15 protein-coding genes and 1 pseudogene are annotated in these 26,122 nt (G+C 70.3%); 11 read left to right on the top strand and 5 right to left on the bottom strand.

Going from position 1 to position 26,122, the window contains the following annotated elements:
* Window positions 1-228 precede the first annotated feature (228 nt).
* Complete coding sequence (locus tag LBC97_11420) at window positions 229-1,926, top strand: metallophosphoesterase (GenBank protein ID MDR2566637.1); 1,698 nt, start codon at window positions 229-231, stop codon at window positions 1,924-1,926.
* Here LBC97_11420 and LBC97_11425 read toward each other — a convergent pair.
* Complete coding sequence (locus tag LBC97_11425) at window positions 1,923-2,363, bottom strand: DNA starvation/stationary phase protection protein (protein ID MDR2566638.1); 441 nt, start codon at window positions 2,361-2,363, stop codon at window positions 1,923-1,925. The two genes, LBC97_11420 and LBC97_11425, sit on opposite strands and share 4 nt — an antisense overlap.
* A gap of 225 nt (window positions 2,364-2,588) precedes the next feature.
* Here LBC97_11425 and leuS point away from each other — a divergent pair, with 225 nt between their 5' ends.
* The 9 genes and pseudogenes from leuS (at window position 2,589) to LBC97_11470 (ending at window position 16,535) form a co-directional block, all read left to right on the top strand.
* Window positions 2,589-5,354 (top strand): leucine--tRNA ligase, encoded by a 2,766-nt coding sequence (gene leuS, locus LBC97_11430; GenBank protein MDR2566639.1) that lies wholly within the window; start codon window positions 2,589-2,591, stop codon window positions 5,352-5,354.
* An 87-nt stretch (window positions 5,355-5,441) separates the two neighbouring features.
* Window positions 5,442-6,248 carry a ComEA family DNA-binding protein gene (locus LBC97_11435; GenBank protein ID MDR2566640.1) on the top strand — a complete coding sequence of 269 codons (807 nt, stop codon included), beginning with the start codon at window positions 5,442-5,444 and terminating at the stop codon, window positions 6,246-6,248.
* Window positions 6,248-8,575 (top strand): ComEC/Rec2 family competence protein, encoded by a 2,328-nt coding sequence (locus LBC97_11440; GenBank protein ID MDR2566641.1) that lies wholly within the window; start codon window positions 6,248-6,250, stop codon window positions 8,573-8,575. Before LBC97_11435 ends, LBC97_11440 begins: the two co-directional genes overlap by 1 nt.
* Window positions 8,576-8,748: 173 nt before the next feature.
* Window positions 8,749-9,945, top strand: coding sequence for a glycogen synthase (glgA, locus tag LBC97_11445; GenBank protein MDR2566642.1), 1,197 nt, complete (start codon window positions 8,749-8,751; stop codon window positions 9,943-9,945).
* Window positions 9,942-10,730, top strand: coding sequence for an ABC transporter ATP-binding protein (locus tag LBC97_11450; protein ID MDR2566643.1), 789 nt, complete (start codon window positions 9,942-9,944; stop codon window positions 10,728-10,730). The genes glgA and LBC97_11450 overlap by 4 nt, the downstream gene beginning before the upstream one ends.
* A 139-nt stretch (window positions 10,731-10,869) precedes the next feature.
* The gene (locus LBC97_11455) at window positions 10,870-11,319 is read left to right on the top strand and encodes an NfeD family protein (GenBank protein ID MDR2566644.1); all 450 of its coding nucleotides are present in this window, start codon (window positions 10,870-10,872) and stop codon (window positions 11,317-11,319) included.
* Window positions 11,320-11,322: 3 nt separating this feature from the next.
* Window positions 11,323-12,525, top strand: a complete 1,203-nt coding sequence (locus LBC97_11460; GenBank protein MDR2566645.1) for an SPFH/Band 7/PHB domain protein — start codon at window positions 11,323-11,325, stop codon at window positions 12,523-12,525.
* A gap of 141 nt (window positions 12,526-12,666) precedes the next feature.
* A pseudogene (locus LBC97_11465) lies at window positions 12,667-14,163 on the top strand (ABC transporter ATP-binding protein/permease).
* A gap of 611 nt (window positions 14,164-14,774) precedes the next feature.
* Window positions 14,775-16,535: an ABC transporter ATP-binding protein/permease gene (locus LBC97_11470; protein ID MDR2566646.1), complete on the top strand. Its 1,761-nt coding sequence runs from the start codon at window positions 14,775-14,777 to the stop codon at window positions 16,533-16,535.
* On the opposite strand, the gene LBC97_11475 is transcribed toward LBC97_11470, so the two are convergent.
* The 3 genes from LBC97_11475 to LBC97_11485 form a co-directional block, all read right to left on the bottom strand.
* Entirely contained in the window at window positions 16,508-18,532 is a 2,025-nt protein-coding gene (locus LBC97_11475; protein MDR2566647.1) for a response regulator, read from the bottom strand. The genes LBC97_11470 and LBC97_11475 overlap by 28 nt on opposite strands.
* Window positions 18,533-18,785: 253 nt before the next feature.
* Window positions 18,786-20,414 (bottom strand): hypothetical protein, encoded by a 1,629-nt coding sequence (locus tag LBC97_11480; protein ID MDR2566648.1) that lies wholly within the window; start codon window positions 20,412-20,414, stop codon window positions 18,786-18,788.
* Between the two features lie 44 nt (window positions 20,415-20,458).
* On the bottom strand, window positions 20,459-24,067 hold the full coding sequence (locus LBC97_11485) for a hypothetical protein (GenBank protein MDR2566649.1): 3,609 nt from the start codon (window positions 24,065-24,067) through the stop codon (window positions 20,459-20,461).
* A gap of 126 nt (window positions 24,068-24,193) precedes the next feature.
* Here LBC97_11485 and LBC97_11490 point away from each other — a divergent pair, with 126 nt between their 5' ends.
* On the top strand, window positions 24,194-25,012 hold the full coding sequence (locus LBC97_11490; GenBank protein ID MDR2566650.1) for an SDR family NAD(P)-dependent oxidoreductase: 819 nt from the start codon (window positions 24,194-24,196) through the stop codon (window positions 25,010-25,012).
* Window positions 25,013-25,028: 16 nt separating this feature from the next.
* On the opposite strand, the gene LBC97_11495 is transcribed toward LBC97_11490, so the two are convergent.
* Window positions 25,029-26,120, bottom strand: coding sequence for a hypothetical protein (locus LBC97_11495; GenBank protein ID MDR2566651.1), 1,092 nt, complete (start codon window positions 26,118-26,120; stop codon window positions 25,029-25,031).
* Window positions 26,121-26,122: the final 2 nt, after the last annotated feature.

Below are 26,122 nucleotides of genomic sequence, written 5' to 3' on the forward strand. Positions count from 1 at the left end.
GTTTGAACGCTGCGGCGGCCCGGCCGGCGTCCTGGACCTGATCGCCGCGTCGATCGGGCTGGGGGGCGAGGGCCCGGGCAACCCGACGCGGAGCGGCGGGCGCCCGGAAGGGGTGGGCAACGCGGGAGGGCTGGACGGCATCGGCGGCGTGGGCGAAATGCGCCAGCGGATGGACCGACTGGTGAAGCGGTTTGACTGGGGGCGGCTGGTGCTTGGAGCCTGGACGGTATGAAACGGCGGCGGTGGGTTTGGTGGCTGTACGGCGTGCTGGCCTTGGCGCCGGCGCTGGTCGTGGGGCTGACGACGGCGGAGACCGACTACCCGTTCGGGCCTCACGAGGCGACTTACCACGTGACGGTGGATTCGCGCCTGAGCGTGGACTTGGGGCCGCTCGGCGCGGCTGTCATGCCCAGTCCCCTGGGATTTGTGGGCGCGCGGGTGGTGGTGGGGCCAATTCCGGCGGATCTGGCCACCAGTTCGATCCCCTCGGTGGCCACCCTGGCGGGTGACCTGACCGAATACGGCCAGGCCTACTTGGGGATTGACCAGACGCTGCGGCAGGCGGTCATCGGCCTGCTCCGGGACGGCCTGATGCGGGCGGGGATCCTTTGGGCGGGCGCCATGATAGCGTCGGTGCTGGTCAGGCTGGCTTTGGGGCGGGCGCGGCGGACCCAGCTGAGGATGTGGGCGGGCCGCCACAAGCGCGCGACACTTGGCGCGGTGGCCGGGGTGATGGTCGCGGGCCTTTGCCTGGGCGGCGGGGTGGTGGCGGCGGCCCAGCCGCGAAACGAGCCGCCGGGGGAGCCTCTGCTCAAGGGAACGCCGCTGGAGGGCGCGTATCTGACCGGCCGGTTGGGGCAGGTGATCAGCCAGTACGGGGCGGCGGCGGTCAAGGCGTATGAGGACAACGTTGCGTTCTACGACAAGGCGGCCGCGAACGTGGAGGCCGCGTTCGCCGACCAGGCGCTGGCGGCGACCGGGCGGGTCGAGGCGACCGGAAGCGCCGCGCCGAGCCCCGAATCCGCTTCGCCCGCAGAAGACGCCGAGGGCGCCGAGGGCGCCTCCGCCTCGCCGGGGAGCGCGTCGCCTGAGCCTTCGCCAACGCCGCCGTGGCTGCGCGGCAAGGGCCCCTATGGGACGCTGCGCCCGGTGTTGTTCTTCTCCGACCTGCATTGCAATGTGGGGATGGCGCGGGTTCTGGGGGCGGCGGCGCGAGGGCTCGGGACGCAGGTCGTGTTGGACGGCGGCGACACCACCATGGACGGCACGGCGGTGGAGCGCTACTGCATTGACCAGATCGCGGCGGCTCTGCCGCCGGAGGCGACCTGGGTGAGCGTGTTGGGCAACCATGACACCCTTGAGACCGCCAAACAGGAGAAGGCGGCCGGAGCCACGGTCCTGGAGGGCCAGGTCGTCACGGTGGCCGGGCTGAGAATCTTGGGGGATGCCGACCCGACCCATACCGAGGTGGCGGCGGGAACCTCACTGCGCGGCGAGGAGGACTTGACGGACGTGGCCGCGCGCCTGGCGGACGTGGCCTGCGCGGACAAGCCCGTCGACCTGCTGCTTGTCCACCGGCCGGTGATGGCGATGGCGGCCTTGGAGAGGGGCTGCGTGCCCGCCGCCGTGACCGGGCACATGCACTCCCGCGCCAATCCGAGGGTGGTGGGACGCGGAGTCTTCTACACCCAGGCCTCGACCGGGCGCGACAACGCGGAGACCACCAACCTGGGCCCGCTCGGCTCGCCGGCGGAGATGACCATCTTGCTGTTCGACGCCGAGGGCCACCTTGCGGCCTGGCAGCTCCTGACGGTCAAACCGGACGCCTCGGCCAAGCTGTCGGGGATCAAAGCGTGGCCGGAACTGCCCAAACCGGTGCCGGCCGGTCCGGAGGACACCGGCGGGGCGCCGCCTGGGGCGCGTTAGCCCTCGATCTGGGAGCGGAGCATCCAGGCGGCCTTGTCGAGTCCGCCCACAATCCCGATCAGGAGATCCTGCGACGGCAGGTCCTCGTCGAGTTCCGGCAGGTCGGTCTCAATGCGCCGCGCCGTGTCGTAGACGCGGGCGGAGAACTCCTCGACCACCACCGGGGCGTTGATCGGGCCGGGCTCCACGGTGGGGACCTTTGAGGTGGCCGCCACCGTGGCGGCGCGGCCGTCCGGGCTGCCGCCAATCGCGGCCAGGCGCTCGGCCACGTCGTCCGAGTTGATCCGCACCTGGTCGATCACCTCGTCGAGTTCCAGGTGGACGGAGCGGAAGTTGGTTCCGCGAACGTTCCAGTGGGCTTGTTTGGCCAGCAACGACAGGTCGATCAGGTCGACCAAGGCGGCTTGCAGAATCTGGTTGGCGCGGGCAGCGGGCATCGGTTCCTCCTCGGGGAGACAAAAACGGTCAAAATGCCGAATCCACCATAGCCTTCCCCCGTGTCGGCTGGCTTGTAACCTAGAGCGGTGTCTGAATCCAATGTGCCCCCAGCCGAGATCCCGCAGTTCCGTTACACCGCCGCTTTGGCCGAGCAAATCGAGACCAAGTGGCAGGACGAATGGGAGCGGCGGGGCGTCTTCTGGGCGGCGAACCCGGCCGGGCCTTTGACCGACGGCGAAGGGCGCCACGCGGACCCGGCGGCGGCCAAGTTCTTCGTCATGGACATGTTCCCGTACCCGTCCGGCAAGGGTCTGCATGTGGGCCATCCGCTGGGGTACATCGCGACGGACGTGGTGGGACGCTACCGGCGGATGCAGGGCGACAACGTGCTGCACGCCCTGGGCTATGACGCCTTCGGCCTGCCCGCCGAACAGTATGCGCTGCAGACCGGCCAGCATCCGGGGGTCACCACCGAGGCGAACATCAAGACCATGCGGGCGCAGTTGCGCCGGCTGGGCCTGGCCCACGACTCGCGCCGCTCCTTCGCCACCACGGACGAGGCCTACGTGCGCTGGACCCAATGGATCTTCCTGCGGCTTTTCAACTCCTGGTATGACCCGGGCGCGCCGCGGCGGGACGGCGGCACGGGGGCAGCGCGGCCCATCGCGGAACTGGAGGAGGCCTTCGCCTCCGGCCGCAAGGCCGTCCCGGGCGGGGGGGACTGGAACGCTTTGGACGCCTCCGGGCGCCGCCGCGTGTTGAACGAGTTCCGGCTCGCCTACATCACGGACGCGCCCGTCAACTGGGCGCCGGGCCTCGGCACCGTGCTGGCGAACGAGGAGGTGACCGCGGACGGCCGTTCCGAGAGGGGCAACTTCCCGGTCTTCACCAAGTCGCTCCGGCAGTGGAACATGCGGATCACCGCCTACGCGGAGCGTTTGGCGGCCGACTTGGACTCGGTCGACTGGCCGGACAAGGTCGTCGCGATGCAGCGGAACTGGATCGGCCGTTCGACGGGCGCCACGGTCGAGTTCAAAGTGGCGCCGGGCGCCGCGGGGGCCGCCGATGCCGTCATCAGCGTTTTCACCACCCGCCCGGACACGCTGTTCGGCGCCACGTTCATGGTCGTCTCGCCCGAGTATCCGCTGTTGCGTTCCGGCCTGCCGGAGGCGTGGCCGGAGGGTACCAAGCCCGTTTGGACGGGCGGGCACGCCACCCCGGCCGCCGCCGTCGCGGCCTACGCGGAGGCGGCAGCCAAAAAGACCGCCGCCGAACGGGTCGTGGACGGCCGCGACAAGACCGGCGTCTTCACCGGCCTGTTCGCCGTCAACCCGGTCAACGACCAGGCCGTCCCCGTGTTCACGGCGGACTATGTGTTGATGGGTTACGGCACGGGGGCCATCATGGCGGTCCCGGCCGAGGACGAGCGGGACTGGGAGTTCGCCGAGGCGTTCGACCTGCCCTACGTGCGCACCATCCAGCCGCCGGAGGGCTGGGACGGGGGCGCGTGGACCGGGGCGGGGCCCACTATCAACTCCGCCAATGCGACCATCTCGTTGAACGGGCTGGGCTTGGAGGAGGCGAAGGACGGCATCGTGCGCTGGCTGGCCGAAAGGGGCCTGGGGAGCGCGACGGTGACGTACCGGCTGCGGGACTGGCTGTTCTCGCGGCAGCGTTACTGGGGCGAGCCGTTCCCCATTGTCTACGGGGAGGACGACCAGCCGGTCGCGCTGCCGGACGGGATGCTGCCGGTCGAACTGCCGGAGGTGCCGGACTACCGGCCCAGGACCTTCGACCCGGAAGACGCCGATTCCGAGCCGGAAACCCCGCTGGCGCGCAACGCCGACTGGGTCAACGTGACGCTGGACCTGGGGGAGGGGCCCAAACGCTACCGGCGGGACACGAACACCATGCCGAACTGGGCGGGATCCTGCTGGTACTACCTGCGTTACCTGGACCCGGCGGAGGCGGACCGGGTGGTGGACCCGGTCGAGGAGGACTACTGGATGGCGCCCCGCCGGGCGGGCGACCACGCGGGCGGGCTGGACCTGTACGTGGGGGGCGTGGAGCACGCGGTGTTGCACCTGCTCTACGCGCGCTTCTGGCACAAGGCGCTGTACGACTTGGGCTTCGTGTCCGGGACCGAGCCGTTCCACCGGCTGTTCAACCAGGGCTACATCCAGGCCCACGCCTACACGGACGCGCGCGGCCAGTACGTGCCGGCCGACGAGGTGGTGGAGGACCCGCCGGGGGTTTTCACCCACGCGCCTACCGGGGAGCGGGTCGCGCAGGAGTACGGCAAGATGGGCAAGTCGCTGAAGAACATCGTCACGCCGGACGACATGTACGCGACGTATGGCGCGGACACGTTCCGGCTGTACGAGATGTCGATGGGGCCGCTGGACGTGTCGCGGCCCTGGGACACCCGCGCGGTGGTCGGCTCGCAGCGGTTCCTGCAGCGGCTTTGGCGGAACGTGGTCGACGAGGAGACGGGCGAGGTCCGGGTCGGGGACGACGCGCCGGACGAGGCGACCTTGAAGGTGATGCACCGGGCGGTCGCGGAGGTCCGGGGCGAAATGGACGCGATGCGCTTCAACACGGCGATCGCGCGGATGATCGTGCTCAACAACCACCTGACGGCGCTGGCGGGGCCGCCTCCCCGGCTGGCGGTGGAGACGCTGGTCAAGCTGTTGGCCCCGGTAGCGCCGCACATCGCGGAGGAGCTGTGGGAGCGTCTGGGGCACGGGCGGTCGCTGGCGCGCGAGCCGTACCCGGAGGCCGACCCGGCCTACCTGGTGGAGGACACCGTCACGGCGGTGGTCCAAATCCAGGGCAAGGTGCGGGCGCGGTTGGAGGTGTCCCCGTCGATCTCGGCCGCAGACTTGGAGGCGGCCGCGCTGGCCGACCCGGCGGTCCAGGCCGCCCTGGGCGGCAAACCCGTCCGCCGCGTGGTCACCCGCCCCCCCAAACTGGTCAACCTTGTGGTCTAGGCGGCCTGGGAGCTCTATCCGCGCGTTGTCCACAGGGCGCGGGGTTTCTGGGGCGGGCGGTCGGCGGGGGCCGCCTAGCGTTGGCCTATGCCCGATCCCGGTGGGGAGCCGCTCGGTTCGTCCGATGACGTGCTATCGAGGTTGCGTTTGAGGGCTCAGCTTGCGGCGGCCGAAGCCAGGGAGCGGCCGGGCAGCGCTCACGCCCGGCCGCGTTTGCGGCTGGCGCCGAGTCGTTGGGCGGCCGTGGGCGTGGCGGCCGTCGGGGTTGTCGCGGGGGCCGCGCTGCTGGTGCCGTCGTTGCTGGCCGCGGCTGGAAACGAGGCCGACCCGGCCGCCGTCGGCGCGGAGTCCGCGCCGGTCGCCTGGAGCGAGCAGGCAACCGCTCCGGCGAGTCCACCCGGTGAGGAGGCTGAGCCTCCCGCCAAGCTTGTGGTCCACGTGGCCGGGGCCGTCGCGAATCCCGGGGTTTACGAGTTGAAGGCGGGCGACCGGGTGGTGGACGCCCTTGAGGCGGCTGGCGGGGCGACCGACAAGGCGGATCTGGCGGCCTTGAACCTAGCCGCGTGGGTGGGCGACGGGGAACGGATCTACGTCCCGCGACCAGGAGAGACGCCGCCGCCCGTGGTCGGTCCGGCTGGCGGCGGGCAGGGCGGGGGCGGGAGCGCCGGGGCCGGCGGAAGCGGACAGGAGGCGACCGGCGGCGGCCGGGTGAACGTCAACCAGGCCGGCGCGGAGGCCCTGACGGCGCTTCCCGGCATTGGCCCGGTGTTGGCCCAAAGGATCGTGGACTTCCGCTCCGCCAACGGGCCGTTTGGCGAGCTCAGCGATCTGGCGGAGGTCACAGGCATAGGGCCGAAGATCCTGGCCGGCCTGGCGGACTCGGTCGCCTTTTGATGAACCGGACCACAGACCTGCGGTTGGCTTTGCCCGTCGCGTGCGCCTGGGCCGCCGCGGCGGTCGCCCTGGGCTGGCCGCGCCCGGTCGCCGCCGGGGTCGGATTGGCGGCGTTGGCCGGGGGAGGGGCCGTCCTGGGACTGCGCGCTGGCGGGAACCGGCGACGAGCCGACGTCCGCGCCTTCGCCGGTCTGGCTCTGGCGGTGGCGGGCGTGGTTGTCGGGGCGGTGGGCGTGCAGGGGATGGCGTGGGACCAGACCGGGTTGGGGCAAGCGGCCCAGGCTGGCGGCCGGGTCGAACTGGTGCTGCGGATGGACCAACCGGCCAAAGTCCGCGACTCGCCCTGGGGCGGAGCCCAGACGGTGACGGCCATGGGAGCCGCTTGGGTTGCCGGGGCGGAAGACGGCCCCGGCGTGCCCGCCGTGGCCTACTTCGAGGGCGAGGCGCCGCCGGCCGGTTCCGTCTTGACGTTTCGCGCGCGCCTGGCCACCGGGGAGCTGGCCGACCCGCAGCGGGTCGTGGCGCATGCGATTGGACCTGTGACGGCGCGCCGACCCGGCGGGTGGCGGGGCGTTGTGTACGGCTTGCGGGCAGGCTTGACCGGACGGGCCAATCCGCTGCTGGAAGGGATCGCGCTGGGGGACACCGGGCGGATTGGCCAGGGCCTGGACGCCGATTTGAAGACGACCTCTTTGACCCACATCACCGCCGTCTCCGGCGCGCATGTCGCCATTGTGCTGGGGGCCGTCTTGGGTCTGGCGGCCCTTGTGGGCTGCCCCAGCTGGGTCAAGGCCGGCCTGGGCGCCGCCACGCTGATCGGCTTCGCCGCGTTGATCGGCCCCGGCCCGTCGGTCTGGCGGGCGGTGGCGATGGGACTGGCAGCCCTGGCCGGGGTCGCCTTCGGCAAGACCCGCCTGGCTTTGGGAGCTCTGGCGGCGGCGGTCTTGCTGGTGCTGTTGGCGGATCCGTGGCTCGCCCGCTCCTACGGCCTGGTGCTGTCGGCTCTGGCCACCGCCGGTTTGATCGTGCTGGCGCCGCCGTTGGCGTTGGCCGCCACCCGCCGGTGGCCGCGGCTTCCCCACGCGCTGGTGGAGGCCGCCGCGCTGACGGCATCGGCGCAGCTCTTGTGCGCGCCCGTGATCGCCATCTTTGCGGGGCAGATTTCGCTGAGCGCGCTGCCGGCGAACCTGCTGGCGGCTCCGGCGGTCCCGGTGGCCACAATCGGCGCGATGGCTTCGTTGCTGGCCGGGCCGTGGTGGGCGGCCGGAGCCAACGTGGCGGCGGCGGTGGGCAACCTCGCGTCGACCTATATCGCGGCGGTCGCGCGTTGGGTGGCCACCTGGCCGCTGGCCGCCATCGCGTGGCCGGCGGGGTTCGGGGGCTTCGCGCTGGCGGCGGCCGCGACGGCGGCGCTGGCGGCGGTCTGGTGGTGGCTTCGCCGCCGGGGCCGCCGCTGGCGGATGGTCGCGGCGGGCTTGGCCGTGGCGGCGGCGATCGTGGCGGGTCCGGCGCGCGGGACTTTGATCAAGGCGATTGGGCGCGGTCCTCCCGCCGAATGGGTGGCGGCGGTCTGCGATGTGGGGCAGGGCACAGCGGTGGCGGTGCGCAGCGGCCCCGAAGCGGCCGTCCTGATCGACGCGGGCCCGGAACGCGGCGGCGTTGACAAGTGCCTTGAGCGGTTGGGCGTCAAGCGCTTGGACGTGGTTGTGCTGACGCATTTTCACGCCGACCATGTGGGCGGGCTGGAGGAGGCGCTGGCGGGCCGCACGGTCGGAGACCTGGTCTATGGGACGCCGTGCGGCCTGGACCCGACGCGCAGCCTCGCGCTGGCGGAGCGGGCGGGCGCCACCGCGCGCCGGGTGGAGGAGGGCCAGCCGCTGTCCGGCCAAGCCGGATCGGCTGCGCTGGTGGTCTATCCGTCGTCCCTGGCGGGGCTCTGCCCTGACGCCGCGCAGGGCGGCGAGGACTCGGCCGCCAACGACGCTGGCCTGGCGGTGTTGGCGCGAGTGGACAGCGTTACCGTGTGGGCGCTGGGGGACCTGGAAGGCGCGGGCCAGACCGCCCTGTTGCGCAGCCTGGGCCGGACGGCCGTTCCCGGCGCCGGAGGCCTGGTGGTGGTTGCCCACCACGGTTCGGCGGACCAATCGGAGGCCTTGGCAACCGCTCTCGCGCCGAAGGTAGCTGTCATGAGCGCCGGCCTCGACAATCCGTACGGTCACCCGAACCCGAAGGCCCTGGACCTCTACGGCCGGATAGGCGAGGTCAGGAGGACCGACCGCGACGGCACGGTGGTGGTGACGGCGGCCGACCTGGCGCCACCGGCATAGCCCGCCCGGCGAGAGAGCATCGCCCGCCCGGCGAAACGGCATCGTCGGCCTGAGCGGACGGCATCGGAAGGCGGGTCGGGCCTTGCGGTGCGCCCAAATCGGCGCCGTCCGGGCGTGGGGCGCCGGGCGGGGACGGTCCTGGCCATTAGCCTGGACGCATGGTGGAAACGAGACTGCGGGTCGACCTGTTGACCCGTGAATATCCGCCGCATGTTTACGGCGGCGCGGGGGTCCATGTGGCGGAATTGGCCAAGGTGCTCAGGGAGTTGGCGGACGTGCGGGTGCTCGCGTTCGACGGGCCCCGGGAAGAGCCGGGGGTGACGGGCTACGACGGCCCGCCGGCGGGCGTTTACCCGAACGCGGCGCTGGCCACCTTCGACGTGGACCTCAAAATGGCGGGCGGCACAAACGGCGCGGACCTGATCCACTCGCACACTTGGTACGCCAGCCTTGGCGGACACCTGGGCGGCTTGCTGCACGGCGTGCCGCACGTGCTCTCCGCGCACTCGCTGGAGCCGCTCCGGCCGTGGAAGGCCGAGCAACTCGGCGGCGGCTACGCGCTGTCCTCCTGGGCCGAGCGGACCGCCTATGAGGGCGCGGCGGCCGTGATCGCGGTGTCGGCCGGCATGCGGCGCGACATCCTGCGGGCCTACCCGTTCGTGGACCCGGAGCGGGTTGAGGTCATCCACAACGGGATCGACCTCGACAAGTGGCGCCCGCGCCGCGACGAGGAGGCGCTGGCGAGCGTGCGGCGGCACGGGATTGACCCGGAGGTCCCAACGGTCGTGTTCGTGGGGCGCATCACCCGGCAAAAGGGCCTGCCCTATTTCCTGAGGGCGGTCCGCCGCCTGGAGCCTGGGGTGCAGGTGGTGCTGGCGGCGGGCGCGCCGGACACCCCGCAGATCGCGGCGGAGGTCCGCGGCCTGGTGGAGGAACTCGGCCGGGAGCGCCAAGGCGTGGTGTGGATCGAGGAGATGCTCCCGCAGCGCGAACTCGACGCGATCTTGTCGAGCGCGTCCCTGTTCGCCTGCCCGTCCGTCTACGAGCCGTTGGGGATTGTCAACCTGGAGGCCATGGCCTGCGGCATACCCGTCGTGGCGACGGCGACGGGCGGCATCCCGGAGGTCGTGGAAGACGGCGTGACGGGCTGGCTGGTGCCGATCGAGCAGGTGGAGGACGGCACGGGCATACCGCTCGATCCGGAAAAGTTCGTGGCTGACATGGCGGCGGCCCTGAACGAGGCGTTGTCTGACCCGGCGCGCCTCAGCCGCTTCGGCGAAGCCTCGCGGCGGCGCGCGGAGGACCACTTCTCCTGGCGCGCCATCGGCGAGCGGACCATGGCGTTCTATCGAAAGGTGTTGGACCGGTGAACCACGAGGTCTTGCGGTTCGAGGACGTGCGCTTGACCCGCGGGCCGAAGACCATCCTGGACGGGATCGACTGGTCGGTCCGCGAAGGCCAGCATTGGGTCATGTTGGGGCCGAACGGCGCGGGCAAGACCACGCTGCTGCAGATCGCCGCGACCCGCCTGTTCCCCACCAGCGGCCAGGCTTGGGTGTTGGGGGAGCGGTTGGGCCGCGTGGATGTTTTCGAGTTGCGCTCACGGGTCGGTTTCGCCTCGGCCGCGTTGGCCGGGCGCATCCCGCTGGGTGAAAAGGTGTCCGATGCCGTGGTCACCGGCGCGTACGGAGTGACCGGCCGGTGGCGGGAGGCTTACGAGGCGGGGGACGAGGCGCGGGCGAGCGACCTGATGGCCGCGTTCGACGTGATCGGGCTGGCGGACCGGACCTTTGGGACCTTGTCGGAGGGCGAGCGCAAACGGGTGCAAATAGCGCGCGCGTTGATGGCGGACCCGGAGATTCTGCTGCTGGACGAGCCGTCCGCCGGGCTGGATCTGGGCGGCCGCGAGGAACTGGTCGCCGCTTTGGCGGAGCTGGCCGGCGATCCGCGTTCGCCGGTGATGGTGCTGGTCACACACCATCTTGAGGAGATTCCGCCGGGTTTCAGCCACGGCGCGCTGATGCGTGATGGGCGGTTCACGGCGAGCGGCGAGTTGGCGGAGACTCTGACGGACGCCAACCTTTCGGCGGCCTTCGGGATGCCGCTCCAAGTCACCGCGACTGGCGGGCGTTGGGGCGCGGTGGCGAGCCTGTAACCTGGTGGGTGAACGCGGCCGAATAGCCGCCAGAATCCGGGCTTGCGAGCCGATCGGGGTGGTCTGAGCGGGTTTGGCAGCGCCGTGGGGGCGCGGGAGTTGGTGTGGTGTCGGAACTGTCGAATGGAAGGCCGAGGCGATGGCGGAGTGGTTGTGGCTGTGGTGGCTGATCGGGGCCTTGTTGTTGGGCGTGGTAGAGATGATGACGGTCGACTTCACCTTCTTGATGTTGTCCGTTGGCGCCTTGGCGGCGGCGGGCGCGGCTTGGCTGCACGCTCCGTGGTGGGTGACGGTGATCGTGTTCGCGGTCGTGTCTGTGGTGATGCTGGCGACGGTCCGCCCGCTGTTGCTGCGCTTCCTCAAAGTCAAGGCTGACACCCGGCCCGTCAGCGGCGCCGCCGCGCTGGTCGGCAAGCCCGCGGAGGCGGTCACGGCGATCGACGAGCACGGGGGCCGGGCGAAGATCGGCGGGGACGTGTGGACCGCCCGGCTCGAAGGCGAAGGGGTGGTGCCGCCCGGCACCGAATTGGTGGTCACTGCGATCGACGGCGCCACCTCGGTGGTAGCCCCGGTCAACAACGAGAGGTGAATCATGGACTTTGCAAACGACTTCGACGGCAGCACCGTTGTGGTCACGGTCTTCGCGATCGCGGTTGTGATCTTCGCGTTGGTGGTGCTGAAGAAAGCGATCCGGATTGTCCCTCAGACCCAGGCCTGGCTGGTTGAGCGGCTGGGCCGCTATCAGCGCACCATGGAGGCCGGGCTGCGTTTGCTGGTGCCCTTCGTGGACCGCGTGCGGGCCATGGTCGACCTGCGCGAACAGGTCGTGTCCTTCCCGCCGCAGCCGGTCATCACCTCCGACAACCTGGTGGTGTCCATTGACACCGTCATCTACTTCCAGGTCACCAACCCGGTGGCCGCGGTCTACGAGATCGCGAACTACATCACCGGCATCGAGCAGTTGACTGTGACAACGCTGCGTAACGTGATCGGCTCCATGGACTTGGAGCAGACGCTGACCAGCCGCGACCAGATCAACGGGCAGTTGCGCGGCGTGCTGGACGAGGCGACGGGACGCTGGGGCATCCGCGTGCAGCGGGTGGAGCTCAAGGCGATCGACCCGCCCGCCTCCGTCCAGGACTCGATGGAGAAGCAAATGCGGGCGGAGCGGGACCGCCGCGCCGCCATCCTGACTGCGGAGGGCATCAAGCAGTCGCAGATTCTGAAGGCGGAGGGCGAGAAGCAGGCGGCCATCCTGACCGCCGAGGGCCAGGCTCAGGCTTCGATCCTCAAGGCCCAAGGTGATTCGCGGGCCATCCTGCAGGTGTTCGAGGCGATCCATGAGGGGGACGCGGACCCGAAGCTGCTGGCCTACCAGTATTTGCAGATGCTGCCGCAGCTTGCCCAGGGCGCCAGTTCGAAGCTGTGGATCATCCCGGCGGAGTTCACGGACGCGCTGGCGGGTATGGGGAAGGCGTTCGCCCCGGGCGGGGACGGGCCGGGCCCGCGCCAGCCGACCGCTGCCAGCCGGGCGCTGGCGAAGCTGGCCTTCCAGGACATCGCGCTGGAGGACCCCGCGGAGGCGTTGCGCCGGGCGCAAGGGGCGGCCAACGCCGCGACCTCGGACGCCAGCCAGGCGGGCACCGGCTCCGGCGTGCCCTTCAATCCGGCTTATGAGGCGGGCCAGGCGCCGAGCGTGCCCCCGCCCCTGGACCAACCGATCGTCCCGCCGCGCCCCGCGCCGGGCGAAGGCGACCCCTACCAGGGCCGCCACGAGGGACCGTACGCCTTCTGACACCGGGAAATAGGTACCGTCCCCATTTTCTTGGCAAGACGGAATGGCGCTTGACGTTACGTTGCCTTGGTACTGTTACACGGCATCGTCCACCGCTTAGGTGCCGTTGTCCTGCTGATCAGCCCCAAGCCCAGGAGTGCCATGCTGACAAGTCTGTTGCGCGAATACTTGAAGCCCTATCGCGGCGCGGTCGCGGTGATTGTGGTGTTGCAAGCGCTGCAGGCGGGCGCGAACCTCTACCTGCCGTCGCTGAACGCCGACATCATTGACGACGGCGTGGCCGTGGGTGACACCGGCTACATTGTCGCGACGGGCGGATGGATGCTCGGCGTCTCGTTCGCGCAGGTGATCGCCGTGGTGGTGGCGGTGTTCCTGGGGTCGCGGACCGCCATGCGGCTGGGCCGGGACCTGCGCCAAGCGTTGTTCGACAAGGTCATGGGGTTCTCCGCGAGGGAACTGGCCCGCTACGGGCCGCCATCGCTCATCACCAGGACCACCAACGACGTCCAACAGGTCCAAATGCTGGTGCTGATGACGCTTGTCATCCTGATTTCGGCGCCCATGACCATGATTGGCGGGGCCGCCATGGCGGTGCGCCACGACGCGGTGCTGTCCAGTCTGATCCTGGTCATCCTGCCGCTGGTGATCGTGTTTGTGGCCCTGCTGCTGAGGCACATGAATCCGCTGTTCAGGGCCATGCAGAAGGCCATCGACTCGGTCAACCAGGTGCTCCGCGAGCAGATCGACGGGAGCCGCGTCATCCGGGCCTTTGTGCGGGAGCCCTACGAGGAGGAGCGGTTCGACGGCGTCAACAAGCGCCTCACCAAACTGCAGATGTCCGTCGGGTACACGTTCGCGCTGATGTTCCCGTTCGTCATGCTGTTGATGAACCTGACCTCCGTCGCGGTGATCTGGTTCGGCGGCCACCGGGTCGAATCGGGCGCCATGGAGGTGGGCGGGCTGACGGCCTTCATCACCTACCTGATGCTGATCCTGATGAGCGTGATGATGGCCTCCATGATGTTCTTCTTCGTGCCACGGGCGCAGGCGTGCGCGGAGCGCATCCAAGAGGTGTTGAAGACCCGCAGCACGGTGGTGGAGGCGGCGGAGCCTGTGCGCGAGTTCAGCAAACCGGGGCACTTGAGGATGGAGGCGGCCTCCTTCCGCTATCAGGGCGCGGAGGCGCCCGTCCTGACCGACATCTCCTTCGACGCGGCGCCCGGCCAGGTCACGGCGGTAATCGGTTCGACCGGGGCGGGCAAGACCAGCCTGGTCAACTTGATCCCGCGCCTGTTCGACGCGACGTCCGGCCGGGTCCAGGTGGGCGGGGTGGACGTGAAAGACCTCGACTTGGACATGCTGTGGGGCTCGATCGGCTTTGTGCCGCAACAGGCCTACCTGTTCTCCGGCACGGTGCGGACCAACTTGGAGTACGGGCGGCCAGGCGCCACCGAAGAGGAGCTGTGGGAGGCGCTGGAGATCGCCCAGGCCGCCGAATTCGTCCGCGAGTCGCCCGACGGGCTGGAGATGGAGATCGTCCAGGGCGGCACCAACCTTTCCGGCGGACAGCGCCAACGCCTGTCGATCGCCCGCGCCGTCATCCGCAAACCCTTGATTTACGTGTTCGATGACGCGTTCTCGGCCTTGGATTTCGCCACCGACGCGCGGCTGCGGGCCGCGCTGGCACCCATCACGAGGCAATCCACCGTGGTGCTGGTCGCCCAACGGGTCGGCACCATCATGGAGGCCGACCAAATCCTGGTGTTGGACGCCGGGCGGGTGGTCGGGATCGGGAAACACCGCGACCTGCTGAAGACCTGCCCAACGTACCGGGAGATCGTGGAGTCCCAAATGAGCTTGGCGGAGGCGGCATGAGCGGCGACGGCGGCGGGGACCGCGGGATCAAAGGCGGCGGGCCCGGTTCGGTCGGGGCGAGCGCCGGGGCCAAGGCGGGCGCCAAGGCCGGGGCGAAAGGCCTGCCGCCCGCGCCCGTCCGGCCGCCCCAGCGTCCGCCCGGACCTGGTGGACCCGGTGGGCCGGGCGGCCCCGGCGGCAGGGTCATGCCCGGCGCGAAGGCGCTGCACTTCCGCGAGTCGGGGATCCGGTTCCTAGGCCTGCTGCGGCCCGAGCGGCTCAGGATCGCCCTGGCCGTCGCGTTGACCATCGTCTCGGTGGGCATGGGCGTGGTGGGGCCGAAGATCCTCGGCCAAGCGACCAACCGCGTGTTCGAGGGCTTCATCGGCAAGATGATGGGCGACCAGTTGGTGGGCGCGGGCGTGCTCAAAGAGGGCCAGACCCTGCCGAAGGCGGATGTCATGAAGCTGCTGGAGCAATTCAGCCAGCAGCCGCCGCCCGGCGCGCCGAAGATCAACCAGAATCTGTTGGACATGCTCGGGGCGATGGATTTCACCGCCGGGGTGGGGGTGGACTTCCACGCCTTGGGCATGATCCTGATCGGCGTGATCGTGATCTACCTGGGTTCGGCGCTGCTGGGCTACGTCCAGGGCATTTTGACGGCCCAGATCATCCAGAACTCCATGTACCGGCTGCGCCGGGAAGTGGAGGCGAAGCTTGGCCGGCTGCCGCTGAAGTACTTCGACGACCAGCCGAAGGGCGAGGTGCTCTCCAGGGTCACGAACGACATCGACAACGTTGGCCAGACCCTGCAGCAGACCATGACCCAGCTGATGTTCGCGGTGTTCAACCTGATCGGGATCCTGGTCATGATGCTGACCATCTCGTTCTGGCTGACCCTGATCGCCCTGGTCTCCATCCCGCTGGCCGGCATCATCACGGCGGTGATCGCGAAGCGCGCGCAGCCGCAGTTCGTCAAACAGTGGGCCTCCACGGGGGAGTTGAACACCCACATCGAGGAGATGTACACGGGCCACGCCGTCGTCAAGCTGTTCGGCCACCGCGCCGCCGCCGAACAGGAGCTGCGGGACCGCAACCGGGAGCTTTACGAGGCGTCCTTCAAGGCGCAGGCCATCTCGATGGCGATCCAACCGGTCATGATGTTCGTCTCCAACCTGATGTACGTGGTCATCGCGGTCCTGGGCGGCCTCCGCGTCGCGTCCGGGTCCATGTCCTTGGGCGACGTGCAGGCTTTCATCCAGTACTCGCGGCAGTTCGGCCAGCCCGTGGGCCAAATCGCGTCGATGATGAACCTTCTGCAGTCCGGGGTCGCGTCGGTGGAGCGCGTCTTCGAGTTGCTCGATGCCGAGGAGCTCAGCCCCGATCCCGCGTCGCCGGAGCGTTTGGACCGGTTTGGGGGACGGGTCGACTTCAACGACGTCGAGTTCTCCTACGACCCGGACAAGCCGCTGATCGAGGGGCTGCGGCTGTGGGCCAAACCCGGCCAGACGGTCGCGATCGTGGGTCCGACTGGCGCCGGGAAGACCACGCTGGTCAACCTGCTGGAGCGGTTCTATGAGATCGAGGGCGGATCGATCACGTTGGACGGCGTGGACATCCGGGACCTGGCGCGGTCCGATTTGCGGTCTCTGATGGGTATGGTGCTGCAGGACGCGTGGCTGTTCTCCGGGACCATCTACGACAACATCCGCTATGGGCGGCTGGACGCCACCGAGGAGGAGGTGCTGGCGGCGGCCAAGGCCGCCTACGTGGACCGGTTTGTGCACGGCCTGCCGGACGGCTACCAGACGGTGATCGAGGACGAGGCGTCCAACATCTCGGCCGGCGAACGCCAGTTGCTGACCATCGCGCGCGCGTTCTTGGCCGACCCGGCCATCTTGATTCTGGACGAGGCCACGTCCTCGGTCGACACCCGCACGGAGGTCCTGGTGCAGCAGGCCATGAACAAGCTGCGCCACGGGAGAACCTCATTCGTGATAGCCCACCGCTTGTCGACCATCCGCGACGCGGACGTGATCGTGGTCATGGAGCACGGCGCGGTCGTGGAAAAGGGCGACCACGAGGAGCTCCTGGCGGCCAAGGGCGCCTACTGGCGCCTCTATCAGTCTCAATTCGCGGGCGGAGTCGAGGGCTGAAGGCCTGAGCCGGCTCGCGCGACCGGCGGCGAACCGCCGTTGGCCGGCTCGGGCCGCCGCGCCGCCACGCGCCGGACGGCCTCCGCGAAAACGGTTGGCGGGCTCGCCTTGATGAGGTATTCGGCGGCGCCGGCGCGCATGGCCTCGCCCAGGCGGCCGTCCGTCTCAAACACGGTCACCACCAGCACCTCGGTCTTGCGGCCGGCGCGGACCGCGTCGGCCAGGACCTGCCCGGTGGCCCACACGCCGCCCCGCCCCGGCATCTCCAGATCCATCATGACCACGTCCGGGGCGGTCTCAATGGCGAGGCGGACCGCCTCCTCGCCGGTCCCGGCCTCGCCGATCACGGCGATGTCCGGGTTGGAGTTGAGCAGTTCGACCAGGCCGCGCCGGACTATGGGGTGATCGTCCACCACCAACACTTTCACCGCCGAGAGCAGTTTCTCCTGGCCTGGCGGGGCCACCGCCGGGACGGTCTGGCGCACGTCCCCGACGGTGACCCGCAACAGCGAGCCCCGCCCGTCGGGCCGGGGGCCGAACTCGACGGCCCCGCCCAGAACGGCCACGCGGTCGCGCAGGCCGGAAAGCCCGAACCCCCCGTCCTTGGGGGCGCGGCCGCTGGGCCCAACGCCATCGTCCGCCACCTCGATCCGAAGAGCGGTGCCGAACATGGTCATCGTGGCGAGGACGTGGGCGGCCCGGGCGTGTTTGCGGACGTTCGCCAGGCCCTCCTGCAACGACCGGATGGCGAGCATGCGCAACGGCAGCCCCAAGTCGTCCGGGATGTCGATGTGGGTTCTGACCGAGATGCCGGTTTCGCGCGAAAACCGGCGCGCCAAGCTGGTGAGGGCCTGATCGAGCGGTCCCTCCACGTCCAGCCGGGCGCCTTCCGCGACCAGGGCGCGGGCGGCGGCCAGGGCCTCGTGGGCGGAGTCCGTGATGACCGCCAAGTCGAACGCCAGCCGGGCGCCCTTGACCCCGCGGTCCAGCCGGCTGTAGGGGGCGGTCGGCTGCGGGGCCGGCTCTCGGCCTCCAACGCGGGGCCCGCCCCGCAGGTCGGCGGGCGCGGGAAATCGAGTGGGGCCTTTGAGCTGGCGCGTGCGCAGGCGGTCCGCCGTCATGATGATCCCGACCAGCGACTGCGCAATGGTGTCGTGGATCTCGCGGGCGATCCGTTGGCGCTCATGCAGCGCCCCGGCGTCCCTCTCCGCCGCAGCGAGCTGCGTCTGGATTCGCTTCAGCGCGACCTCGGCGTTCCGCCGCTCCGCCTCCCAACGCCACGAGCTGTTCAGCCAAGTGGCCGTGAGGAGCGCGAAGATGGCGGCGCAGACCTCGGCCATGATCGCGGACAACACGCCCCGCGTGAGGCCCAGGCTCACGCCGAGGAGGACCAAGACCGCGCCCAGGCCCGCCACCAGCGCGCGGGCGGAGGGGCCTCGCCCGGCGGCGGTGAGCAGGACTGACATCAGCGGCACTTGCAGCAAAGCCGCCATGGGCGTGAGCGCCGTCATCGCGGCGAGCATCACGGCGCCGCCCAAGGTCATGGTCCACCAGCGGGCGGACGAGCCGACGGGCGCCCACGGAATCTGCTGGCGCACCGTCACGGTGTAAAGGAGGATGAGCGCCAAGGCCAGCGCGGCGAGGGCGCACGCCTTTTGAACGGTGCGCCCCTCAACCGGGCCGTCGAGGAAGCCCAAGACGACCACTCCGACCAGGATCCCGGCCATGGCCCAGTGAAACGCGGGCTTTGCCCCCGCCAACCAGTTCCGGTAGGACGTTTCCGCGTCGCGGGGTCTGGGCGCGTACGCCGCCAACGTGGCGACCATGGCGGCGATGATCATCAGGAACGCGGGCCAGGGCGGGTTCCACAGGCGATGCGCGAACAGGTCGAAGCCGGCCGCCATGCCCAGCATGGCGGCGACCAGCACGTCCCACAGCCGTGCTTGCGCCAGCGGCAAGTCAATCACAGGTTCGGACGGGGGGTCCGTTCTCGACATGGGGGCCTTTCGATCTGGGGCTTGAAGAATTGGCCGGCGCGGCCTGGCCGTGTCGCCGTGCCAAGACGTCCGGTTTTCAGCTCTTCAATTCGACCAGCTTAGTCTGGCGTTCGGTGATGCGGCCGTGTTCGGCGCGGGGGTCGTCCGGCCCGGCGCCTTCGGTCTGGATGCACACCAAGACCCTGGGGCCGGACCCCAACAGTGAAAGATGATGGTCGGCCGCCTCCGGCAAGACGGCGGGGATGTCGACGCTTCAGAGTTCCCTCAGGCCATCGGTCAAGCTCAGACCGGTGACGGTTCCCTGGTCGTCCGCCACGTAGGCGACGGTCTCGCCGAGGCTCAGCAGCGAACCGTTCTCCCCCAAGTCGTGGTTGGCCGTTTCCGCGCCGGACTTCCAGTCACGCAGGATCAAGGCGTCGCGATCATTGGCCTTGGTGACGATCAAGCCCTGGGGGCCGCGCTGGAGGGTCTCATTCGCCGTTGACCACAGTTCCTCGCCGGTGCGCACGTCAACGAAACCCGCCTTGGCCAGGACCCACCATGCGCCGGTGACGGAGTTGTGAAGGGAGAAGCTGGTCTCGGCCCCGGCCGCGCGCCAGAGCGGCTGATTCAGCTGAAGCGGGTCGTAAGCGACCAACTCTTTGCCGCGGCCTTGGAACAACGCGACGCCGTCGCTGAAACTGAGCCACTCCGAACCTTGGGCGTTCTCCTGGAGGGAGACGATCTCGCCCGCGCCGTTGACGGTGGCGAGGACAATGGCTGCGTCGGCGTAGTCGGAGTCCTGGCGGGCCTGGATCAAGGCCAAACCGCCGGACGCCCTGATGTTCGCGAAGATCCGCACGGCCGGGTCCCAGCCGAACGCGTCGGCCAAGGTGACGCGCCATTTCTCGGCCGCTGTCGTCAGATCGAGCGCCACCAGCGCGTACAGGGGTTGGGCGGGCTCGCCGGACGCGGAATCCGGCCGCTCTAATTCCCCTATGTCGATCACGAACGACGAATACAGGTCGTCCGTGCCGCTGATCAGGGCGGTGTCGTCATCCATGAAGCCGACGAATTCGGATCTGGCGAATCCGGCGCCCATCACGTCCGTGGTGGAGATGGCCTGGCCCAACGTGGGCTGCTCGGTGATGCTGCGCACCCGCTCTGCGGCCGCGGTAGACACCCCGCCGGCGCCTCCGCCCGGCGCCGGCGCCTGGTCGCGCGAGCCGGCGAACCACACCACGCCGCCTCCCGCCAGCGCCAACACCGCGACCACGCCGATCGCCAGATGCAGCCTCTTTTTCCGGCGCCGCCCGCCCAAAGTCGCGCCAGGCGCCGCCGGTTCGCCTCCGGAAGGGTATTGCCCAGCCCACCCCGCCGATGCCGCCGGGCCGCCAGCCGCCGCGCCCCCGGTTCCGTACGGGCCCGCCCAGCCGGACGATGCCGCCGAGACGCCAGCGGCCGCGCCGGCGCTTCCGTACGGGCCCGCCCAGCCCCCGTGCGCAGCTGGGCCGCCTGTTTGAGCGCCCGCGCTTCCGTATGGGCCACCCAACCCCGCCGAAGTTGTGGGACTCCGAGCCCAGCCCGCCGGCGTTGTGGGCGGCGCCATCCCCGGAGGCGCGAATTGGCTGGCCGCCGGGGGCGGCCCCGGCGTTGGCGTGGCGTGTGGTGCCCAAGCGGCCGGGCTGGGTCCGGCCGCGCGGGCGGCGAGCGCCCAGGCGACATCGGGCCTGCCAAGGCTGTGCAGCCAAGCGGCCAATTCGGGGGACAGGTTCGGATGAGAGGCGACGGCTGGCGCCAAGGCGGGGTAGGCCGTGGCGATGCGGGCCAATTCGGCGGCGTCAAGAGAGCGATCGGCCAACCGCAGCGCCGCGGCGTCTTGGCCTTGTGCGGGGTAAGACACGAGACCTCCTGTGAGACTCGTTGAGTTGAGGGCTCTACGCGACTCTAGCAGCCGTCTGCGGCCGCCGCGTCGCGGCGGGAGCGCAACTCGAAGTAGATCGCCAGCGCCAGGAGGCAGCCGCCCGTGGCCAGCAGGGACGCGAGCCACGGCACGGCGGAGACTTCTCCGCTGCGGGCGAAGACCTCGAAGACGGTCACCCCGATGGATCCGGCGGCCACAAAGGTGGGCGGGCGCCAGCGCCGCAAGGCCCCGAGGACCATGAAGGCGAGCGCCAGGACCAGCACCATGATGGCCCGCCAGGTCAGCGGGTCGGTGCCGACGGCCAACGTGGACGGGCCCAAAGTCGCGGCCACGCCTGGGGTGACCGCCCAGGCGCGCGAGCCGAGCCACCCCCTGACCGCCCAGCCGGCCGCGAACAGCGCCAAACCGAGCGGCAACGCGAAAACCTCGACCCGCAGTTGGCGGGTGGACCAGCCGGCTATCCCGACCGCCAGGGCGACCAGCCAGATGCTCCAGAACGGCGGGAGGGCCAGCCGGCCGCCGCTCCCCGGCAGCGCGCGCGGGGCGCCGTCGGCGTCCGGCAAGCCGCCATCCGCCAACCCGGACGGGCGGCCCGGCCGCGCGGACCAGAAGGTCAGCCCCAAGAAGACGGTCATGGCCAGCCACATGGCGGCCACCACGAACCAGGTGAAGCGCATTGAGCAGACCGGCACTGCGGCGGCCAGGGCGAACGCGCCGAACACCCACAACCGGGTGTCAGCGGTCCGGCGGGCGAACAGGCCGCCCGTCAGGGCCAGTCCGGCCGCCGCCGCCACGCCGATCAGTGCGGCTATGGCGAACAGCGCGCTGGGATAGGGCTGCAACGGCCGAAAGACGGCCAGTTCGTCCGGGAAGGGCGGCACGCGGCCCACCATCAGGGCCAGATTGACCAGTCCCGCCACCGGCGCCAACGCCACCAATCCGAACGCGCGGCGCAGGTGTTCAAAGGACGCCGCCAGCGCCAACGCCAGCACGCCGAGGGCCGCCAGTTCAAGGCCCCGCAGCAGCGGGTCCGTGCCCACGAACTCGAGGATCAGGCTGGGGGCGACGGCCAGCCAGGCGCCCGGCACGGCCAACGCGAGCATGGACCGGTGCCGGTGCGCCAACGCGCCGCCAATGCCCGCCGCAGCCAGAGCCGGCGGCAGGGTGTACGCCTCGACCAGACCCACGTCCCCCAGCACCAGGGCGCTCCACAGGACCACGCAGGCCATGGCGCCGGAGTACCACCAGGCGTGGGCGCTGCCGGCGCGCGCGGCGGCCACCCCGGCGGAAGCGGCGCAGGCGAGGGCGGCGGTGGCCAACACGGTGGTAGCGCCCGTGACGGGCCACCCGACCGCCATCAGGACGGCGATCAAGCCGACCGCGCCGCCGCTGACTATCAGGGCGGCGCCGACGCCTCGGCGCTCCGCGACCCCGGCGGGGACGGGTGTGGGGGCTGGCGGCCTGCGCAGCCAGAGGCCGCCCATCGCGGCTGCGGCGCTCACCACCGCCACCAGCGGGAACAGCCACACCGACCCGGAACCAGGGGTGAGGAGCGCGAGCGTGGTGACCATGGTCAGCGCCAAACTGCCCACCGCGACGGCCGTAGCCAGCACCTTGACCGCCAAGGGCAACGCGCGGCGGCGAACCAGCGCCGCCGTCAGCGCCAGCACGGTCATGCTCAAGGCCCCGCCCATGCCCGTCCAGGTGCGGTCAAACAGCAAGTCAACGGCCGTGACGCCGAAGAGCGCGGCCGCGAACACCGCCAGCACGGACCAGGTCCGGGGCGCCGGGCGCGGGAAGGTGGTCAGGACCGCGACGGCCAGGCACACAATGATTGTGAGGAGGCTGAAAGGCGCCGGTCCGTCGGTGTAGCGCTCCAAGGCCGCCATGGCGAGTGTGGCGAAGGGCACGCACGCGACCGCGGTCAAGACGGGCCAGGCGGTGGGCCTGAGGGAGAAGCCGGTGGCCAAGACCGCCGCCGGCACAACCAGCGCGCCCACCGCCAGAAGCGGGTCGGTGTCCACGCACACCAGGGCGAGCGGCAGCGCGAGCGCGAAGGCCGCGGCCCTGGCGCTGACGGCCACATAGCGGTTGAAGCGCGGCCGCCTCCCCGGCGCCAGAACGGCACCGGCCGCTATCCCGCTGAGGCCCAGGGAAGCCAACGCCAGGGTGGCGAAAGCCCAACCGGGCGGCACGTCAGGCAACGCGACCCAACAAGCCAAGCACGCGGCCCCAGCCGGGAGGAAGGCCCAGCCGGCGGCGCGTCGCAGCCAGAGGGGGGAGCGGACCAGGGCGGTCAGAGCCGCCGCCGCCGCCGGCACGGACCAGCCCATGATCTCCGGCGTGGACGGCGTGGCGAAGGAGGCAGGCACGCCGAGCAGCGCCTGGAAGCTCTGAAATGCCAAAGTGGGCAAGCTGATGGCCAACAGCCCCAGGAACGCGCCGGCTGCGAGCGGCCCCGTGACTTGCGGGGCCGGCGCGAGGCGCGCCGCGACGGCGCACAACAACCAGACCGCCAGGGCGCCGAACAAGCCGAGCGACCAGGCCTCCTCCACCGGCAACTCGAAGGCGCTGAAGACCAATTCCGCGCCGGCCAACACCAGCGCCACGCCGGACGCGGGCAGCCAGCGGGCCCGCCGCTCCTGGCCGAGCGCCAAGGCCGTCGGCGCCACGAGCAGCCAAATGAGGGCGGCCAGGGGATCGGCCCAGGTGCCCACGGCGGCCAAGCCTGCGACGGCCAGGGCGCCCGCGCCCATGACCGCGAGCAGCGCCCGCTCCAGCCGGCCGTCCTCGATCTTCCGGCCCAGGGCCGCGATCAAGGCGAAGACGATTGCGGCGATCGCCGCGACAAGCAGGTTCTCCGCCCCGTAGTGTGGGCGGTCACCCAGCGCCCAGGCCGGCAGGAAGACCGCCGCGAACGGGGCCGCGAGCAGCCCGGTCATCCGCCAGGCCCGCAACCCCAGCCGCCCGGCTAGGTAGATCAAAGCGGCCAGGACAAACAGCGAGACGCCCGAGGATCCCGCTTGCAGCGCTCGGCCTTGGATGTCGCCAATCGCGAGCGTCCAGGTGAGCAGGGCGAGGGCGGCCGCCACGCCCGCCACCGCCTCAGCCGTGGAGGTCATCTGCCGCAGCTTTAGGAACAGCGCGCCGGCGCCGGCCGCCACCGCCCCCACCGCCAAGGAGATGACGCGGGCGGACCAGCCGAGGTCGGGAATGAAGAACGCGAAGCCGACCGCCGAGGCCGCCACCAGCAAAGCGCCCACCAAAGCCAAGGCCGTGGTGGGCGTCCACTGCGAGGCTGGTTTGGCCGCTGCGGGCGGCCAGGGCGCGGGGCCGGGGTACGGTACTGGCGGGACTTGGGGAAAGGGCTGGGCGAACGGCATCGGCGGCGGGGCCGGGGCTCCCAGGAGCGTGGCGATGAGCGCCGACCGTTCGTTCAAAAGCTGCGTGGCGGCGGAAGAGCCGGCCTTGAGGGCGGCGTCTGCGGCGACGGAGAGGTTGGCCAGTTTGAGCCCGGACGCGCCGGACGCCTGCAGCCCGCAGGTGGCGCAACGACTGGTCGTCAACGGCGACCTGCAATTGGGGCACTTGGACCAGTCCGTCAGGCGGACCGGGGAGTCCGGGAGGGCCATGGGGCAAGTCTAGGCTCGGGCCTGACGCGAGGCGTAGCCCTCAAGGCGGGGGTGGACAGACCAGGCGGTGCCGCCACCTGGTGGTAGAGTCGGGCTTTCTGCCGTCCCGAAGCCCAGGAGCCCGCCATGCGCACGGTTGTGATCACAGGAGCGAGCGACGGAATTGGCGCGGCCGCGAGCGAACAGCTGGCGGGCGGCGACCTGAGGTTGGTGCTGGTCGGCCGTTCGGCGGCGAAGACGAAGGCCGTCGCGGCCAGAACGGGCGCGGAATGGCATGTCGCGGACTTTGAGCAATTGGAGCAGGTGCGCGGCCTGGCCGACGCGCTGAGGGCGTCCTGCGACCGGATCGACGTGCTGGCCAACAACGCGGGCGGGATCTTTTCGGGTCCCGCCAAGACGGCGGACGGATTCGAGAAGACGTTCCAGGTCAACCACCTGGCGCCGTTCCTGCTGACCCACCTGCTGCTGGACCGGATCCTGGAGGCGGGCGGGGCGGTGGTCAACACGGCGTCCATCGCCGCGCGGCTCTACAGCCGCCTCGATTTTGACGACCTGCAAGGCTTTGGCGATTTCCGGCCGACCAGGGCGTACGGCGACTCGAAACTGGCGAACATCTTGTTCGCCAAGGGGCTGCACAGCCGCTATGCCGATCAGGGCCTCTCGGCGGTCGCGTTCCACCCGGGGGACGTCGCCACCAACTTCGCCTCTGACACGGACAGCTTCTTCCGGCGGGTCTACCACAGCCCGCTGAAGGCGACCCTGATTCCCGCCCGCAAGGGCGGGGCCAACCTCGCGCATTTCATCACGGGCCAGCCGGGCAGGGACTGGACCTCCGGCGAGTACTACGGCTCCCGCCGAACCGTGAGCCGAACCAACCGGAAGGCTTATGACCCGGCGGTCGTGGACCGGCACTGGCAGGTCAGCTGCGAACTCCTGGGGATCTGAGAAGGCGAGGGAGCCGCTACAACTCGCCTCTCAGGTACTCGGCCAAGTAGGGCAGCTCGAAGGCCAGTTCACCCCGACGCGGCGAGGCGATCACCTTGGCAGCGAGCAGCCGGGACCGGGTCTGCTGGACGCTGTCGCGCGAGTAGCCCAGGCGCTGGGCGATTGCGTCGACCGCGCTCGGGCCGGTATCCACCGACATGGCGCGAAGAAACTCGACGTCGCGGGCGGACAGCGGGGCGAGGCTCGGCTCGAAGACGGTGCTCGCCAGGGCTTTCCTGGAATTGGCGATGGCCAGTTCCACGATTGGGGCGTCGATCGACTCCGCCTCTCCGGCGAAGTCAAGCAGGTAGTAGCCGATGAGTTGCAGCAGATACGGATAGCCGAGTGTGGCCTCCGCCGCTCGTTGGAAATCCTCTGCCGACATCGACTTGCCCAGGCTTCGGAACTCTTTGACGTAGAGGCTGACTATCTCGTGAACCGGGATGGGCTCAAGACGGAACTTGCTGGCGCGGTTCAGGAAAGTCAACACCTGGTCGTTCAAGAGTCGCGAAACCGCAGTCGGCAGCCCCGCCATGGCGATCGCGATGTTCTTGCCCTCGCCAACCAACTCCTGATAGGTCGTGACCAGCTTCCGCAATTCAGGCGACGATGCGGTGACTTCGTCAACCAGGAGCACCACGCCAAGGCCGCGCTCGGCCAAGGCGTCGCAGAGCAGTCCCAGTTTCACTCGGAAGCCGTAGCTGTTTTGCGTGTGGTCGTTGAACGTAAGGCCCACGGAGAAGCCGAGCGCGCCGACGTTGAAACCCTTCAGCGGCTTACCTTTCGGCACACGCTTCATCCCGTTGGCCTGAATGACTTCCAAGAGCTCGTCGAGCAGTCCGTCGTCGGCGGTCGCCTTGGCGGCGACGAACCCGAATTGTTCTGCCTGCGCGGCCAACTCGAGCAGGAGGGCGGTCTTGCCCATCCCCCGCTGCCCGGTGAAGAGCAAGGCCCGGTTCGGGTGTCCGCCCGGCCCCTGGAGGCCCTTGGCGAAGGCCGCGATTTCCCGCTCCCGATCGACGAACCGGCTCGGCCGGTTGCCGAATGCTGGCGCAAAAGGCTCGGTCATGG

This window comes from Bifidobacteriaceae bacterium (assembly GCA_031281585.1).
Taxonomy (GTDB): Bacteria; Actinomycetota; Actinomycetes; order Actinomycetales; family WQXJ01; genus JAIRTF01.